The following is a 13,559-nucleotide window of genomic DNA, read 5'->3' as shown; positions in this document are numbered from 1 at the left end:
CCAGGAGAACCTGCATGCGAGCCTTGTTCGTCGGTGGCGTGGTCGACAACAGTGAAATGGACCTGGAAGGCAGCCATCCGCCCGTGCACTACCCCGAGGACACCGGCGGCGGCCACTCGCGCTACCGGCTGCACCAGGTCGGTCATGGCGCCGACGGCAGCGTTGCCTACGCCGTCTATGGGGCACCGGACCTGGCCGATGACGAGGTGGCGAGGGTTGCAGAGGAGCGGGCGTACGCACGCCGGTTCGAGGCGACGCCGACCCTGTTCGAGCACTGACACATCTGTAGCGCCCGAGCCCATGCTCGGGCGGCGGCAGAGCCGAGCGTGGGCTCGGCTCTACCTCGGATCAAGGCGCCTTGGGTGGCAGGCGGTTGATACTGGCGATCTCATCCAGCCACACATGGTGCTGCTGCACCGGCGTGTCGTAGTCATCCAGGCGCAACTGGCCGTTGCTGCCTTCATCACCCGCGGCGTTGCGGTATTGCTGCACAGTTGGCCTCACGGCCACCGTGCCGAGCAGGCGGCGGCCATCGTGCAGAATCAGTTCCACCTGCGTTTCGCCATCCAGCTGCGGCAGCAGGGCTTCCAGGCGCGCGATCTGCGCCGGATCGGTGTGGATACGTGGAGCTATGCGGGACATCGGCGACCTCCTGACTGCAGGGTCGCCGATCGGCCGTGAATGCTCAGTGCAGCGCGCTGTCCGCGCGCGCCACCTGCACCTTGCGCACGGCAGCCACCAGCTGCGCTACCGAGTACGGCTTGGCGACGTGCTCCTGGAAGCCCGAGGCCAGCGCGCGGCGGCGGTCGTCGGCACGCGCCAGTGCAGTCACCGCCACCGCAGGCAAGGTCGCCGCGTCCACGCCCATGTCCTCGCGCAAGGTGCGCACCAGCCCATAGCCATCCATGCCCGGCATGCCGATGTCGGTCAGCAGCACGTGGTACTGCAGGTGGCCGGTGTCGGCCAGCAGTGCCAGCGCTTCGCCGGCCGAGCTGGCCGCCGATACGGTGGCGCCCTGCTCTTCCAGCATGCGGCGCAGGTATTCCAGCACTTCCGGCTGATCCTCCACCGCCAGCACGTGCATGCCGCGCAGCGGATAGGGTTCGACGACCACCGGCTCCAGGATCGGCCCACTGATCACTTCGCGCAGCGGTCGGCGCTCTGCATCCGGCAGGTGCTGGGGCAGGCGCACGGTGAAGGTGGCGCCATGGCCATGCCCTTCGCTGGCGGCAGTGACCGTGCCGCCATGCAGTTCGACCAGCTGCTGCACGATCGCCAGGCCCAGGCCGAGACCGCCATGACGGCGCGTGGTGGTGCCATCAGCCTGCCGGAAGCGGCTGAACAGATGGTTGAGGAATTCGGGCGCGATGCCGTCGCCGGTGTCGCGCACGGTGATCACCCAGTGATTGCCATCGGCCTGCAGCTGCAGGTCGACGCGTCCTTCGGCCGGGGTGAACTTGATCGCATTGGACAGCAGGTTCCACAACACCTGCTGCAGGCGGGTGGCATCGCCCAGCACCAGGCACGGCTGTTCCGGCAGCAGCAGGCTCACATCCAGCGCCTTGCCTTCGGCGACCAGCTCCTGCGCGCCGATGGCTTCGCTCAGCAGGTCGCGCAGGTCCAGTATCTCCACCTCCAGCTGCACCTTGCCCAGCAGCATGCTGCTCAGGTCGAGCATGTCCGAGATCAGCCGCTTCTGCGCACCGGCGCTGTTGGCGATCACGTTCAGGCCCTTGTACAGCGGACTGGTGTTGTCCACGCGCTGCAGCAGCAGTTCGCTCCAGCCCAGGATGGTGGTCAGCGGCGTACGCAGTTCATGCGACAGCGTGGCCAGGAACTCGTCCTTCAGCCGCGCCATGTTCTCCGCAGCGCTGCGCGCGGCACGCTCGGACTGCAGCAGCTCCTCGCGGGCCAGTTCAATTTCGCGTCGTTCGGTGACATCCGGACTGCTGCCGGCCAGGCCAATGAAGCGGCCCATCCGCGAAAAACGCGGGCGGGCGTTCATCTCCAGCCAGCGCCACTGGCCATCCGCGCGCCGCGCACGCACCAGCGCGTGCATCGAACGCTGCGCCTTCAGCGCTTCCTGCAGTTCGTATTCGAACACGGACGCGTCATCCGGATGCACGAGACCGCGCCAGACATCTTCCGGCACACGCGTTTCATCACCACCGAAGAACTCGCTGAAGGCACTGTTGACGAAACGCGCATGGCCGCGCTCATCGAGCACCCACACCGGCATCGGCAGGCCGTCTGCCAGCGCGCTGAAACGGGCTTCGCTTTCGCCCAGCTCCACTTCCATCTGCTTGCGCGCGGTGATGTCGAAGAACAGGATGCCGACCTTGTCTTCTCCCGGCCGCCCCACCCGCACCGCGTCGACCGCGAACGAGCGGCCCAGCGCACGGGCTTCCATCTCGAACTGAGCGGGGCGGCCGCTGCGTGCGACTTCGCCATAGATACGGAACCAGTCCTGCTCGTGGTTGGGTTCCAGCGCAGTCATGCACTTGCCACGCGCGTCCTTCAGCCCAGTGTGGCGCTCGAACGCGTCGTTGACTTCGATGAAACAATAGTCGACCGCACGATCACCCTCGAACAGCACCTGGATCACGCAGAAGCCGGCGTTGATGCGCTCAAGCACGCCACGATGCAGGTCGGGTTCTGGCGCCGACACCAGCATCGGTGGGCGCTCCACGAGGGGCGGCAGTGTGGACAAGGGGGTCTTTGCAGGCCAGGTTGGGAGCACAGCATCTTCCAAAGGGCGTATTCACAGCGTCAAGCGCCGTCAGTCATGGTTGACGTCGATGAATTGGCGGCAACCGCTCTTGCCCACGACGCAATCGGCCATTGCGGTCGTCCGGCAGCAGGCTCACACTCGATCCGTGATCAACACCCCCCCAGCGCGGGGACGCAGGAGACCGTCATGAAACGCTCACTCGCGATTGCCCTGCTGGCAGGCGCCCTGGCGGCCGGTGGCGCCAATGCTGCGCCACGCACCGTGACCGATGCAGACGCGCCGCGTGCGTTGCAGGCCGATGGACCGGTCAGCGTGAAATGGGAAGATCCGGCCAAGTTCACCGAAATACGCCAGAGCAGCAACCGCTTCGAGGCCGAACGCGGTGACTGGGTGCAGCAGCTGGCCCGCTACCTGCAGACCACCGCAGCCAAGCCGCTGCAGCCTGGGCAGACCCTCGATGTGACCCTCGTCGACATCAAGCGTGCCGGTGACTACGAGCCTTGGCACGGCCCGCGTGGCCGCGACATCCGGATCATGCGCGACATCTACCCGCCACGGATCACCCTGCAGTACACGCTGAAGGATGCCAGCGGCCGTATTGTCAGCGAGGGCGATGCGCGCCTCAGCGATACCGGCTACCTGCACAACGTGGGACTGAAGAGCGACAGCGATCCACTGCGCTACGAGAAGCGTCTGATCGATGACTGGGTGAAGCGCCAGCTGGCCAGTCAGGCGACCGCCGCGCGTTAGGTCCCCCGGCAGGTGTCGACCTTGGTCGACACGCATTCACGGCGCCGATCGAGGTCGGCCGCTACCGGTGCCGAGCGCGGGCTCGGCGCTACACGTACACCTTCGCCACGCGCTTGACCGCGCACGGCAGCTGGTAGGCGCTCACGCCACAGCGCGGCGCCAGCTCCGACAGGGTCGGCGCAGAACCCCACAGTTCCACCACGCTGCCGATGCCGGCCTGCGCATGCGCGGTCAGGTCCACCGTCAGCATGTCCATCGACACGCGCCCGATCAGCGCACCGGGCTGGCCGTCGATCAGCACCGGAGTGCCGTTTGGAGCGAACTGCGGATAACCGTCGGCATAGCCGAGTGCAACCACACCCACGCGGGTGCGCGCCTTGGCCACGAAACGCGCGCCATACCCCACCGGTTCACCGGCTTCGATCCAGCGCTCGGCGATCACCTTCGACTGCATCGTCATCACCGGGCGCAGCCGCTCGGTCAACACGGTGTTGTCCGGCAGCGGGTTGGCGCCGTACAGCATCAGGCCCGGGCGCACCCAATCACTGCGCACATCCGGCCAGCCCAGCAGCGCAGGCGAGTTGCACACGCTGGTCTCGCCTGCCAGTCCATCAATGGCGCGGGCGAAGGTCGCCGCCTGTTCGTGGGTGCGTTCGCTGTCCAGCTCGTCGGCACGCGCCAGGTGGGTCATCAGCACGACGCGTTCGACGTGCGGCAGCGCCGACAGGCGCGCGTGCGCCGCGCGGAAGCTGTCCACGTCCAGGCCGAGGCGGTGCATGCCGCTGTCCAGCTTCAGCCACACCGTCAACGGGCGCGGGCTGTCGAACGCCGCCAGTGCCTCCACTTGCCACGGTGAACCGACGGCGAACCAGAAGTCATGCTCGGCCACCAGCGTCATGTCGCTCGGCTCGAAGATGCCTTCCAGCAGCAGGATCGGCGCACGGATGCCGGCCTGGCGCAGCTCCAATGCCTCTTCGATGGTGGCCACGCCGAAGCCATCGGCCTCGCCTTCCAGCGCCTGCGCACAGCGCACCGCGCCATGCCCATAGGCATCGGCCTTGATGATCGCCAGCGCCTTGCCACCGCCCAGTTCACGGGCGAGGCGGTAATTGCTGCGCAGGGCGCCCAGATCGATCAGCGCGCGGGCAGGACGCATGTGCGGTTCTCGTGTTGCGGCGCGTGACCGTACTGGCCGTAGCGGAAAATATCCAGGCCTTCGGTGCTGATCTGCGGCTGTCGCGCGCTCATCAGGTCGGCCAGGTAGCGGCCCGAGCCGCAGGCCATGGTCCAGCCCAGCGTGCCGTGTCCGGTGTTGAGGTACAGGTTGCGGAACGGCGTGGCGCCGATCACCGGCGTACCGTCCGGCGTAGCCGGGCGCAGGCCGGTCCAGAACTGCGCGCGCGACAGGTCGCCGCCCTTCGGATAGAGATCCCTGACCACCAGTTCCAGGGTCTCGCGGCGGCGCTGCGACAGCGACAGGTCGAAGCCGGCCACTTCGGCCATGCCACCGACACGGATGCGGTCGTCGAAGCGGGTCACCGCCACCTTGTAGCTCTCATCGAGGATGGTCGAGGTCGGTGCCATCGCCGGGTCGGTGATCGGCAGGGTCAGCGAATAGCCCTTCAGCGGGTACACCGGCAGGCGCATCCCCAGCGGTGCGACCAGCGCTGGCGAGTAGCTGCCAAGCGCGACCACGAAGCGGTCGGCGGTTTCCAGCTTGCCGTCGATGCGCACGCCGGTGATGCGGTCGCCGTCGAACTCCAGGCCGGTGATGTCCTGGTCGAAACGGAATTCAACGCCGGCATCCATGCACAACTGCGACAGCCGGCGGGTGAACAACTGGCAGTCGCCGGTCTGGTCACGCGGCAGGCGCAGCGCGCCGACCAGGCCATCGACATGGGCCAGGGCCGGTTCGGCCTGGATGATGCCGGCGCGGTCCAGCACCTCGTACGGCACGCCGTACTGGGCCAGGATCTCGATGTCCTGCGCCGAAGCATCCAGCTGCTGCTGGGTGCGGAACAGCTGGGTGGTGCCAAGGTCGCGGCCTTCGAATTCGATGCCGATCTGCGCGCGCAGCTCGTTCAGGCAGTCGCGGCTGTACTCGGACATGCGCACCATGCGCGCCTTGTTGATCGCATAACGCTCGTGGGTGCAGTTGCGCAGCATCTGCCACAGCCAGCGGTACTGGGCCAGGTCCATGCCCGGGCGGATCGCCAGCGGCGCGTGCTTCTCGAACAGCCAGCCGATAGCCTTCTTCGGCACGCCCGGGGCCGCCCACGGCGAGGTGTAGCCGAACGACAGCTGGCCGGCATTGGCGAAGCTGGTTTCCAGCGCCGGGCCGGGTTGGCGGTCGATGACCGTGACTTCAAACCCGGCCTGTCGCAGATACCAGGCACTGGTGGTACCGATCACGCCGCTGCCGAGAACTAGGACTCGCATGGGACTTCTCCAACCCGATCATTCCCTGCACTGGAGCGCACAGGGACCATAATTGGGGAAGTATAGACAGCCATTCCCAGTTGATTTGCCTGTTTTGAAATCAACCGGCAGGATGTTCCACTTCAATTCACTCCCGAAGGTTGACGGTCATGGCCACCCGGATCCGCGAACTGGACAAGATCGACCGCAAGATCCTGCGCATCCTGCAGGCCGAGGGCCGCATCTCCTTCACCGAACTGGGCGAGCGGGTGGGCCTGTCGACCACCCCGTGCACCGAGCGCGTGCGCCGGCTGGAGCGCGAAGGGGTGATCACCGGCTACCACGCCCACCTCGACCCGGCCGCAGTTAAAGCGAGCCTGCTGGTGTTCGTGGAGATCAGCCTGGCGTACAAATCCGGCGACATCTTCGAGGAGTTCCGGCGCGCCGCGCTGAAGCTCCCCAACGTACTGGAATGCCATCTTGTATCGGGCGACTTCGATTACCTGCTGAAGGCGCGGATCAGCGAGATGGCCTCCTACCGCAAGCTGCTCGGCAGCACGCTGCTGACACTGCCGCATGTACGTGAGTCGAAGAGCTACATCGTGATGGAAGAAGTGAAGGAAACACTGAGCCTGCCGATTCCGGACTGAGGCTGCTGCTGGGTGGGGCCAGATCCCGTACAGCGGGCTCTGACCCCGATCATGGCGACAGTCAGCGCTGCTGCGGATGCTTATGCGGGCGCTGTTCCTGCTGCCTGCCGCCCTTGTGCTGCTGCGGCTCCATCTGCTGTTGCTGCTGTTGCTGCTGCGGGTTGCGGCCCTGCGGTTCCTTGCCGGGATGACGGTTCTGCTGGTTTTTCATGGTCGCGATCCAGTGGACGAAGGACATGCGGCGGCGGGATGCCGGCGCAGGGCCACGGTGGCCCCGGAACGGTTAATCGCAGGCGAAAAAGCAGTGATCGGCTGGACGCTGTTTTCGCGCGTTCAGCCCGCTCAGCGCCAGCCAGCAGCCAACCTTGGTGGCACCAGGGTTCAGCGCTTGATCTGCTGGCCATCGCCGGCCGGCACGCTGTCGTAGTAGCGGCCGGTGCGCGAGTCGAACACGCGGTTCGGGCCGGCCGGGCGCACGCCGGGCACGATGCGGCCGTTGCGGTCGTAGACCTTGTCGGCCGGCCTCGGTGCTGGCGGCGGCGTGATCTGGGCCGGACCGGTGGACTTGATCGGCCGCGCCGGTTGCGGCGTAGGCAGCAACTGCGGCTGCGGCCGGGCCGCCTGTGGCGGTGGCGCCACCGGCTGCGGCGCCACGGTGGTCGCGCTGCGGGTGGCCGTGGGGTCGGGGGTGGGCACCTGGGCCAGCGCCAGTGCCGGCAACAGGGCGATTAACAGCAGGGGAAGGGTCGGCTTCATGGCACGCTCCGGCGTCTATGACACCCACCTTGCTCCCGCACCCGTGTGCCACCCATGAACGGCCATCACACTTGCAAGCGCGCGCCGGCACCCCCACGTTTTCCGGCATCCCCAGGCCATCGACCCCACGGAGCGCCGCCATGACCGCCTTCGATCTGACGCCCCCCACTGCCACCCAGACCGAGGCGCTGGTCGCCGGCCTCAGCAGCGAGGAACGCCGCGTGCTGTTGCAGCACGGCACCGAAGCGCCGTTCTGCGGCGTGTTCCTCGACAACAAGCGCGAGGGCGTCTACTGCTGCCGGCTGTGCGCGCTGCCGCTGTTCCGCTCCAGCACCAAGTTCGATTCCGGCACCGGCTGGCCCAGCTTCTTCGCCCCGTTCGACCCGGCGCATGTGCGCGAGATCCGCGATACCAGCCACGGCATGGTCCGCACCGAGATCACCTGCGCGCGCTGCGGCAGCCATCTGGGCCACGTGTTCCCGGACGGTCCGCCGCCCACCTACGAGCGCCACTGCCTGAACTCCGTCTCACTTTCCTTCGTCGGCAATGGCGAGCCCTGGCCCGATCCGCTGCAGCGTGGCGGCGCCGAAGCCGGTGTGGCCGGCTGAAACACCCCGCTGACCGATTTCACAGAATTCCCTCTTCAGAAACCCGGGCGACGGGCCGACAAGGAGATATCCCCTCTCCCTGCGTCGCCCCATGCTCATCATCGTCGGATTCCTGGTCGTCATCATCAGCGTGATCGGGGGCTACCTCGGTGCCCACGGCCGCCTGGGTGCCCTCTGGCAGCCCTACGAGCTGGTCATCATCGGCGGCGCCGCGCTCGGCGCGTTCCTGGTCGGTACCCCGGCCAAGACGGTCAAGCAGACCCTGCAGGCCATGGTCGGCGTGTTCAAGGGCCCGCGCTACAAGCAGCAGGATTACATCGATGTCCTCAGCCTGCTCTATGAACTGCTCAACAAGGCGCGCCGCGAAGGCTTCATGGCACTGGAAGACCATGTCGAACGCCCGGCCGAGAGCGCCCTGTTCGCCAACTACCCCAAGGTGCAGGCCGACCACCACCTGATCGACTTCATCACCGACTGCCTGCGCCTGATGATCGGCAGCAACATCGAGCCGCACGAGCTCGAGCCGCTGCTGGAGCTGGAACTGGAGAAGCACCACGCCGAGGCCATGGCACCGTCGCAGGTGCTGACCAAGGTCGCCGACGGACTGCCCGGTTTCGGCATCGTGGCGGCGGTGCTGGGCATCGTCATCACCATGGGTTCGATCGGCGGAGACATCGTCGAGGTCGGTGGCCACGTGGCCGGTGCGCTGGTCGGCACCTTCCTCGGCATCCTGCTGGGCTACGGCTTCGTCGGCCCGATGGCGGCGGCGATGGAAGCCCGCGCCGAACAGGACAGCCGCATCTACGAATCGGTCAAGACTGCCCTGCTGGCCTGCCTGCGCGGTTACAACCCGAAGATCGCGCTGGAATTCGCCCGCAAGACGCTACCGTCGAACGTGCGCCCGGCCTTCTCCGATTTCGAGCAGCACCTGAAGACGGTCAAGTAAGCCATGGCCGAGAACAAGCCCACCGTCATCGTCCGCCGGGTCAGGAAGGCCGGCCACGCCGCTCACCACGGAGGGTCGTGGAAGGTGGCCTATGCCGACTTCGTGACCGCGATGATGGCCTTCTTCCTGGTGCTGTGGCTGATGGCCACCACCAACAAGAACGACCGTGCGGCCATTTCCGAGTACTTCCGCAACCCGAGCCCGCTGAGCGGGCAGAGTGCCACGCCGGCACCCGGCATGGCCGGCCCGGGCGGCGCCAGCACATCGATGATCAAGCTGGGCGGCGCCACCGACATCTCGCGGGGCAGCAGCAACGATCCCTTCCAGAACCAGAAGGAAGCAGTGCCGCAACCGGTGGACCAACAGCAGCGCGACAAGCAGCAGCTGGAAGCACTGATGAAGGAGCTGCAGGAAGCGATCAGCCGGAGCCAGGCACTGGAACCCTTCAAGGACCAGCTGCTGCTGGACCTGACTCCGGAAGGCCTGCGCATCCAGATCGTGGACAAGCAGAACCGGCCGATGTTCGACCTCGGCAGCGCTACGCTGAAGCCGTACACGCAACAGATCCTGCACGAGCTGGCCAACTACCTGAACCACGTACCGAACCGGATCAGCCTGACCGGCCACACCGACATCACCGCCTATTCGGCCGCACGCGGCTACGGCAACTGGGAACTGAGCGCCGACCGCGCCAACGCTGCACGCCGTGCACTGGTGGACGGCGGCCTGGAGGACAGCAAGATCACCCGCGTGGTCGGCCTGTCTTCATCGGTGCTGTTCGACAAGGCCGACCCGCAGAACCCGATCAACCGCCGCATCAGCATCGTGGTGATGACCAAGGCCGCCGAGGAGGCAGCGCTGGCGGGTGCCGGCCCCCAGGTGGGGCTGTCGGCGCCCACCGCCGACCCGGACGTGCAGGCCGCGCAGGGGCAAGCGGAATAAGCTGTGGGTGCGCGCCTTGGTCCGAATCCACAGGGCCATGCCGGGCGAGCGCACCACGCCGCACCCGCTACAATGGCGGTCTTTCCGTTTCCAGGTGATCTCACCCCCATGTCCCAGAACTCCAAGGCCAAGCGCGACAAGCGCAAGAAGCAGCAGGGCAAGCGCCCGTTCCTCCGCCTGAACGCGCAGCAGCAGGTGCAGAACCATGCCGTGCTGACCAACGAAGACGGCCAGGTGGTGGCGGCCATCGGCCTGCAGGGCCGTGAGTGGCTGCTGGCCATCGGCGGCCAGACCATGGGCAACGCCGAGAACCCGGTGCCGATGCTGGCCATGCTCAAGCACCTGGCCAACGTGCAGGAGAAGGAAGGCCGCAAGGTCAACCTGGAGTACTCCGAACTGCTGCAGAAGCTGCTGGACACCCTGGCGGCCGAATCCGAGCAGACCGCCGACGAATACCTGGACAAGCTGGTGTCCGAGTTCGAAGGCGTCGACGCTGCTGAAGGCGAAGAAGGCGAAGCCGTCGAGGGCGACGCGGCCGAAGAAGCCGCTGCCGAGGCCGCCCCGGCCGCTGACAGCGACAGCAAGCCGCAGGCCTGAACCGGCCGCGGCGGTGACGGTCTACGTCGATGACGCAGTGCATCCCTGGCGCGGACAGCGCTGGGCGCACCTGATGGCCGACACCCTGGCCGAGCTGCACGCAATGGCCGCGCAGCTCGGCATTCCCCCGCGCGCCTTCCAGAACAAGGCCAGCGGCGCCCACTACGATGTCACTGCCGGGCTGCGCGCACAGGCCATCGCGCTCGGCGCCCGGGCGATCTCACGGCACACCGACCGCGAGCTGGTCAAGGCGGTGATTGCCAACGCCCGGGCGCAGTACCGGCCGTAGGCTCGGCTGCCGTGTGCCTCCTGTAGTGCCGAGCCGATGCTCGGCTGCTCTACGCGAAATGCAGCCGAGCGTGGGCTCGGCTCTACAGGCCCGATCAGAACGGGTCGCTGCCCAGCCGGATTTCCACGTTCAGCAGCGAGCACAGCGCAAGCATCGCGTCATCGTCGCGGGTCAGCGCCATCACCCCGGTAAAGCCATCACTGCCGGCATCCACGCTCCACAGCGTGTAGTTGTGCTCGCGCAGGCGGTCGAAGGCGGTGGCCATCAGCTGCACGCCGTCCAGGCCTTCGGCAAAGTCCTCGTCGTCCAGGTCGCCACCCCAGTCCAGCTGCAGGTTGAAGCGCGCCGAAAGCTCGTTCACCGCCGACTGCAGCGACTCCAGGTCCTCACGCTCCACATCGAAACCGGACTGCCAGGCGATGGCGGTGAACAGCGCCGGCAGCCAGTCGCTGTCCGCTTCCAGCGGCTGACCGTCCTCGGCCAGGTGCTCGCGCCAGCGGTTGAACTGCTGCAGGGCCAACTCTTCGTCACCCGGGTTGATCAGCACCAGCAGGTTCCAGACCCGCGCCTCGAAGCCCTCCTCGTCGAAGTCGTGGATGTCTTCCTCGAAGTCGAAATAGTCGCTGTTGTCGGGCATGGCGGAACGTCCTCTGGGGCAGGTCGGCATTCTACGGTTTATCCTGTGCCGCTGAAGCCGGCCTTGGTGGCCGTCACTGTGAATGAAGCGATGAGCGATACCCCTCCCGACCACCTGGCGATCAACCCGGCCAGCCCCTTCCATGATGCGCAGGCGCTGGAGCGCGGCGTTGGCGTGCGTTTCAACGACATCGAGCGCGACAACGTCGAGGAATACTCGGTCAGCGAAGGCTGGATCCGCGTGCAGGCCGGCAAGGCCCGTGACCGCCGCGGCAACCCGATGACGATCAAGGTCAAGGGCAAGGTCGAAGTGTATTTCCTGGACCAGAAACCGGAATAACCGGCACCGGCATGCAGAGCCGAGCCTGTGCTCGGCTGCTTTTCGTTCCGGGTTCATGACGCCTGAAGCAAGCGTAGCCGAGCATGGGCTCGGCTCTACATGCCAGGGCGGAATCCGCGTCAGCGTCAGCAACGCCCGGTCCCAGGCATCATTCGCGCTTGCGCGATTCCAGCAGGTCCAGGTTGCGAATCAGGCGCCGCGAGATCTCATCGGAGATCACCCCGCGCCGGGTCAGCCGGAACAGTTCCTCGCGCTCGGCGTTGAGGCCGGCGCTGCGCAGCTGGCGGTAGCCCAGCTCCATGCGCCGCACCTTCTCCGGGTCTACGTCGGGCCCGTCGTTGTCTTTCTCCAGGTGCCGCTGGTACAGCAGGCTCACCCGCGAGGCGGCATCGTTGTACAGCTGCACGTTCTCGGTGTTCTGGTTCATCACCAGCTGCTGGCGCATGCGCTCGACCCCGGCCAGCGCCGCCTTCGACGACAGCCGGCGCGCCAGGTCCTCTTCCTTGCGTTCACCCGAATCGGCCGGCAGCTGCAGGCCCTTCAGCAGCTGCGGCAGCGCGATGCTGGCGCCGAGCAGCGAGAACAGGATCACCGAGGCGGCCAGGAAGATCACCAGGTCACGTGCCGGGAACGCACTGCCATCAGGCAGGAACAGCGGCAGGGTCAACACGCCGGCCAGGGTGATCGCACCACGCACGCCGGCCACCGAGGTCGCCACCACGATGCGCCAGTTCGGCGCTTCGCCCCGCTCCAGTCCGCGGCGACGCGCGCGCAGCAGGTTCCAGCGCAGCGACAGCCACACCCACAGCAGGCGCAGCACGACCAGCGCCAGGTTGATCACCACTACGTACACCAGCAGCCACCACGCGCTCTGGTGGCCGGTCCCGTTCATGGTGGTGGTGGCACGTTCGACAATACCGGGCAGCTGCTCGCCCAGCAGCACGAACATGATGCCGTTGAAGCTGAACTGCAGCATGTTCCAGACCCCGGCACGCTGCACGCGCATGCTGCCGGAGACGCGGCCGGTCAGCTCGACGTAGCTCATCGCGATACCGGCGGCGACCGCGGCGAGGATGCCGGAGGCGTGGATCTCTTCGGCCAGCAGGTAGGCCGCGAACGGAATGAGCAGGTTGACCAGCATCGCCGCGCCCGGCTCCTCGCCGAAGCGGCGCCACAGCCAGCGCTGGAAGGTCGACACACCAAGGGTGACCGCCACGCCCACCGCAAGGCCGGCCACGGCCACCCACACGAACGTCAGCGAGGCCGTGGCCAGCGAGAACGTGCCGGTCATCACCGCAGCCACCGCGAAGCGGAAGCAGACCAGGCCCGATGCATCGTTGAGCAGCGACTCGCCTTCCAGGATGTGCATCAGGCGCTTGGGAATCGGCGCCTTGGAGGCGATCGCACCCACTGCCACAGGATCGGTCGGCGACACGATCGCCGCCAGCGCGAAGCACACCGCCAGCGGCATCACCGGAATCAGCCAGTGGATCAGGAAGCCTGCGCCGATGACGGTGAACACCACCAGGCCGAACGCCAGTTCGAGGATCGCGCCCTTGTCGCGGAACAGGCCCTGCTTGGGAATGCGCCAGCCATCCAGGAACAGCAGCGGCGGCAGGAACAGCAGGAAGAACACTTCCGGCTCCAGTGCGTGGCCGCGGTTGAATACCCCGGCAATGACCGCGCCCAGGCCGATCTGCACCAGCGGCAGCGGCAACGAGAACGGCAGGACGCGAACCAGGTAGCCGCTGGCGACAACGGCCACCAGCATCGCCAGGACGACTTCAATGGTATGCATGCTTCTTCCAGGAAGCGGCGCGTGGGGCGGCTTGAAGGCCAGCGCCGGAAACCCGGAAAAAACTACCACATGCGGCCATGACCGCGACGACGGGAGCC

17 protein-coding genes are annotated in these 13,559 nt (G+C 66.8%); 9 read left to right on the top strand and 8 right to left on the bottom strand.

Annotated elements, in window-relative coordinates; genetic code table 11:
• The first annotated feature begins 14 nt into the window (after nt 1-14).
• Nucleotides 15-278 (top strand): hypothetical protein, encoded by a 264-nt coding sequence (locus tag O0J15_RS05995; protein ID WP_005407925.1) that lies wholly within the window; start codon nt 15-17, stop codon nt 276-278.
• 70 nt (nt 279-348) lie between these two features.
• On the opposite strand, the gene O0J15_RS05990 is transcribed toward O0J15_RS05995, so the two are convergent.
• Together O0J15_RS05990 and O0J15_RS05985 are read right to left on the bottom strand one after the other, a co-directional pair.
• Nucleotides 349-642: a DUF3247 family protein gene (locus O0J15_RS05990; protein ID WP_019660923.1), complete on the bottom strand. Its 294-nt coding sequence runs from the start codon at nt 640-642 to the stop codon at nt 349-351.
• A 43-nt stretch (nt 643-685) separates the two neighbouring features.
• Nucleotides 686-2,674: an ATP-binding protein gene (locus tag O0J15_RS05985; RefSeq protein ID WP_134731221.1), complete on the bottom strand. Its 1,989-nt coding sequence runs from the start codon at nt 2,672-2,674 to the stop codon at nt 686-688.
• A 243-nt stretch (nt 2,675-2,917) separates the two neighbouring features.
• Here O0J15_RS05985 and O0J15_RS05980 point away from each other — a divergent pair, with 243 nt between their 5' ends.
• Nucleotides 2,918-3,481 (top strand): DUF3016 domain-containing protein, encoded by a 564-nt coding sequence (locus O0J15_RS05980; RefSeq protein WP_019660921.1) that lies wholly within the window; start codon nt 2,918-2,920, stop codon nt 3,479-3,481.
• An 88-nt stretch (nt 3,482-3,569) separates the two neighbouring features.
• On the opposite strand, the gene alr is transcribed toward O0J15_RS05980, so the two are convergent.
• Entirely contained in the window at nt 3,570-4,637 is a 1,068-nt protein-coding gene (gene alr, locus O0J15_RS05975; RefSeq protein ID WP_019660920.1) for an alanine racemase, read from the bottom strand.
• The gene (locus O0J15_RS05970; RefSeq protein WP_058980697.1) at nt 4,616-5,920 is read right to left on the bottom strand and encodes a D-amino acid dehydrogenase; all 1,305 of its coding nucleotides are present in this window, start codon (nt 5,918-5,920) and stop codon (nt 4,616-4,618) included. Before O0J15_RS05970 ends, alr begins: the two co-directional genes overlap by 22 nt.
• Nucleotides 5,921-6,069: 149 nt before the next feature.
• On the opposite strand from O0J15_RS05970, the gene O0J15_RS05965 reads away from it, so the two are divergent.
• On the top strand, nt 6,070-6,549 hold the full coding sequence (locus tag O0J15_RS05965; RefSeq protein ID WP_019660918.1) for a winged helix-turn-helix transcriptional regulator: 480 nt from the start codon (nt 6,070-6,072) through the stop codon (nt 6,547-6,549).
• A gap of 61 nt (nt 6,550-6,610) precedes the next feature.
• Here the strand turns inward: O0J15_RS05965 and O0J15_RS05960 are convergent, their stop codons facing one another.
• Entirely contained in the window at nt 6,611-6,787 is a 177-nt protein-coding gene (locus O0J15_RS05960) for a hypothetical protein (protein WP_058980698.1), read from the bottom strand.
• Between the two features lie 143 nt (nt 6,788-6,930).
• Complete coding sequence (locus O0J15_RS05955; RefSeq protein WP_134731094.1) at nt 6,931-7,305, bottom strand: classical arabinogalactan protein 4; 375 nt, start codon at nt 7,303-7,305, stop codon at nt 6,931-6,933.
• Between the two features lie 140 nt (nt 7,306-7,445).
• On the opposite strand from O0J15_RS05955, the gene msrB reads away from it, so the two are divergent.
• From msrB to O0J15_RS05930, 5 genes are all read left to right on the top strand, one after another.
• The gene (gene msrB, locus O0J15_RS05950) at nt 7,446-7,913 is read left to right on the top strand and encodes a peptide-methionine (R)-S-oxide reductase MsrB (RefSeq protein WP_021204375.1); all 468 of its coding nucleotides are present in this window, start codon (nt 7,446-7,448) and stop codon (nt 7,911-7,913) included.
• A 91-nt stretch (nt 7,914-8,004) separates the two neighbouring features.
• Nucleotides 8,005-8,859, top strand: coding sequence for a flagellar motor stator protein MotA (gene motA / locus O0J15_RS05945; protein ID WP_014645799.1), 855 nt, complete (start codon nt 8,005-8,007; stop codon nt 8,857-8,859).
• Nucleotides 8,860-8,862: 3 nt separating this feature from the next.
• Entirely contained in the window at nt 8,863-9,801 is a 939-nt protein-coding gene (motB, locus tag O0J15_RS05940) for a flagellar motor protein MotB (protein WP_019660913.1), read from the top strand.
• 108 nt (nt 9,802-9,909) lie between these two features.
• The gene (locus O0J15_RS05935; RefSeq protein WP_019660912.1) at nt 9,910-10,398 is read left to right on the top strand and encodes a hypothetical protein; all 489 of its coding nucleotides are present in this window, start codon (nt 9,910-9,912) and stop codon (nt 10,396-10,398) included.
• Nucleotides 10,399-10,411: 13 nt separating this feature from the next.
• The gene (locus tag O0J15_RS05930) at nt 10,412-10,687 is read left to right on the top strand and encodes a DUF4031 domain-containing protein (RefSeq protein ID WP_019660911.1); all 276 of its coding nucleotides are present in this window, start codon (nt 10,412-10,414) and stop codon (nt 10,685-10,687) included.
• A 94-nt stretch (nt 10,688-10,781) separates the two neighbouring features.
• On the opposite strand, the gene O0J15_RS05925 is transcribed toward O0J15_RS05930, so the two are convergent.
• On the bottom strand, nt 10,782-11,324 hold the full coding sequence (locus O0J15_RS05925) for a hypothetical protein (protein WP_019660910.1): 543 nt from the start codon (nt 11,322-11,324) through the stop codon (nt 10,782-10,784).
• A 90-nt stretch (nt 11,325-11,414) separates the two neighbouring features.
• Here O0J15_RS05925 and O0J15_RS05920 point away from each other — a divergent pair, with 90 nt between their 5' ends.
• Nucleotides 11,415-11,663, top strand: coding sequence for a DUF3297 family protein (locus tag O0J15_RS05920; protein ID WP_026347120.1), 249 nt, complete (start codon nt 11,415-11,417; stop codon nt 11,661-11,663).
• Nucleotides 11,664-11,811: 148 nt separating this feature from the next.
• Here O0J15_RS05920 and O0J15_RS05915 read toward each other — a convergent pair whose 3' ends face one another.
• Nucleotides 11,812-13,461: a Na+/H+ antiporter gene (locus O0J15_RS05915; protein WP_308305305.1), complete on the bottom strand. Its 1,650-nt coding sequence runs from the start codon at nt 13,459-13,461 to the stop codon at nt 11,812-11,814.
• Nucleotides 13,462-13,559: the final 98 nt, after the last annotated feature.

Origin of the sequence: Stenotrophomonas sp. Sm10, assembly GCF_030985515.1 — a bacterium.
Lineage (GTDB): Bacteria > Pseudomonadota > Gammaproteobacteria > Xanthomonadales > Xanthomonadaceae > Stenotrophomonas > Stenotrophomonas hibiscicola.
Note: the sequence above shows the minus strand (reverse complement) of the source record. Positions and strands in the feature narration are given on the sequence as shown.

What these genes read in the sequence shown, in the direction of transcription:
- O0J15_RS05995 (WP_005407925.1), top strand. Translation starts at nt 15, where the DNA reads ATGCGAGCCTTGTTCGTCGGTGGCGTGGTCGACAACAGTGAAATGGAC.
- O0J15_RS05990 (WP_019660923.1), bottom strand. Translation starts at nt 642, where the DNA reads ATGTCCCGCATAGCTCCACGTATCCACACCGATCCGGCGCAGATCGCG.
- O0J15_RS05985 (WP_134731221.1), bottom strand. Translation starts at nt 2,674, where the DNA reads ATGCTGGTGTCGGCGCCAGAACCCGACCTGCATCGTGGCGTGCTTGAG.
- O0J15_RS05980 (WP_019660921.1), top strand. Translation starts at nt 2,918, where the DNA reads ATGAAACGCTCACTCGCGATTGCCCTGCTGGCAGGCGCCCTGGCGGCC.
- alr (WP_019660920.1), bottom strand. Translation starts at nt 4,637, where the DNA reads ATGCGTCCTGCCCGCGCGCTGATCGATCTGGGCGCCCTGCGCAGCAAT.
- O0J15_RS05970 (WP_058980697.1), bottom strand. Translation starts at nt 5,920, where the DNA reads ATGCGAGTCCTAGTTCTCGGCAGCGGCGTGATCGGTACCACCAGTGCC.
- O0J15_RS05965 (WP_019660918.1), top strand. Translation starts at nt 6,070, where the DNA reads ATGGCCACCCGGATCCGCGAACTGGACAAGATCGACCGCAAGATCCTG.
- O0J15_RS05960 (WP_058980698.1), bottom strand. Translation starts at nt 6,787, where the DNA reads ATGTCCTTCGTCCACTGGATCGCGACCATGAAAAACCAGCAGAACCGT.
- O0J15_RS05955 (WP_134731094.1), bottom strand. Translation starts at nt 7,305, where the DNA reads ATGAAGCCGACCCTTCCCCTGCTGTTAATCGCCCTGTTGCCGGCACTG.
- msrB (WP_021204375.1), top strand. Translation starts at nt 7,446, where the DNA reads ATGACCGCCTTCGATCTGACGCCCCCCACTGCCACCCAGACCGAGGCG.
- motA (WP_014645799.1), top strand. Translation starts at nt 8,005, where the DNA reads ATGCTCATCATCGTCGGATTCCTGGTCGTCATCATCAGCGTGATCGGG.
- motB (WP_019660913.1), top strand. Translation starts at nt 8,863, where the DNA reads ATGGCCGAGAACAAGCCCACCGTCATCGTCCGCCGGGTCAGGAAGGCC.
- O0J15_RS05935 (WP_019660912.1), top strand. Translation starts at nt 9,910, where the DNA reads ATGTCCCAGAACTCCAAGGCCAAGCGCGACAAGCGCAAGAAGCAGCAG.
- O0J15_RS05925 (WP_019660910.1), bottom strand. Translation starts at nt 11,324, where the DNA reads ATGCCCGACAACAGCGACTATTTCGACTTCGAGGAAGACATCCACGAC.
- O0J15_RS05920 (WP_026347120.1), top strand. Translation starts at nt 11,415, where the DNA reads ATGAGCGATACCCCTCCCGACCACCTGGCGATCAACCCGGCCAGCCCC.
- O0J15_RS05915 (WP_308305305.1), bottom strand. Translation starts at nt 13,461, where the DNA reads ATGCATACCATTGAAGTCGTCCTGGCGATGCTGGTGGCCGTTGTCGCC.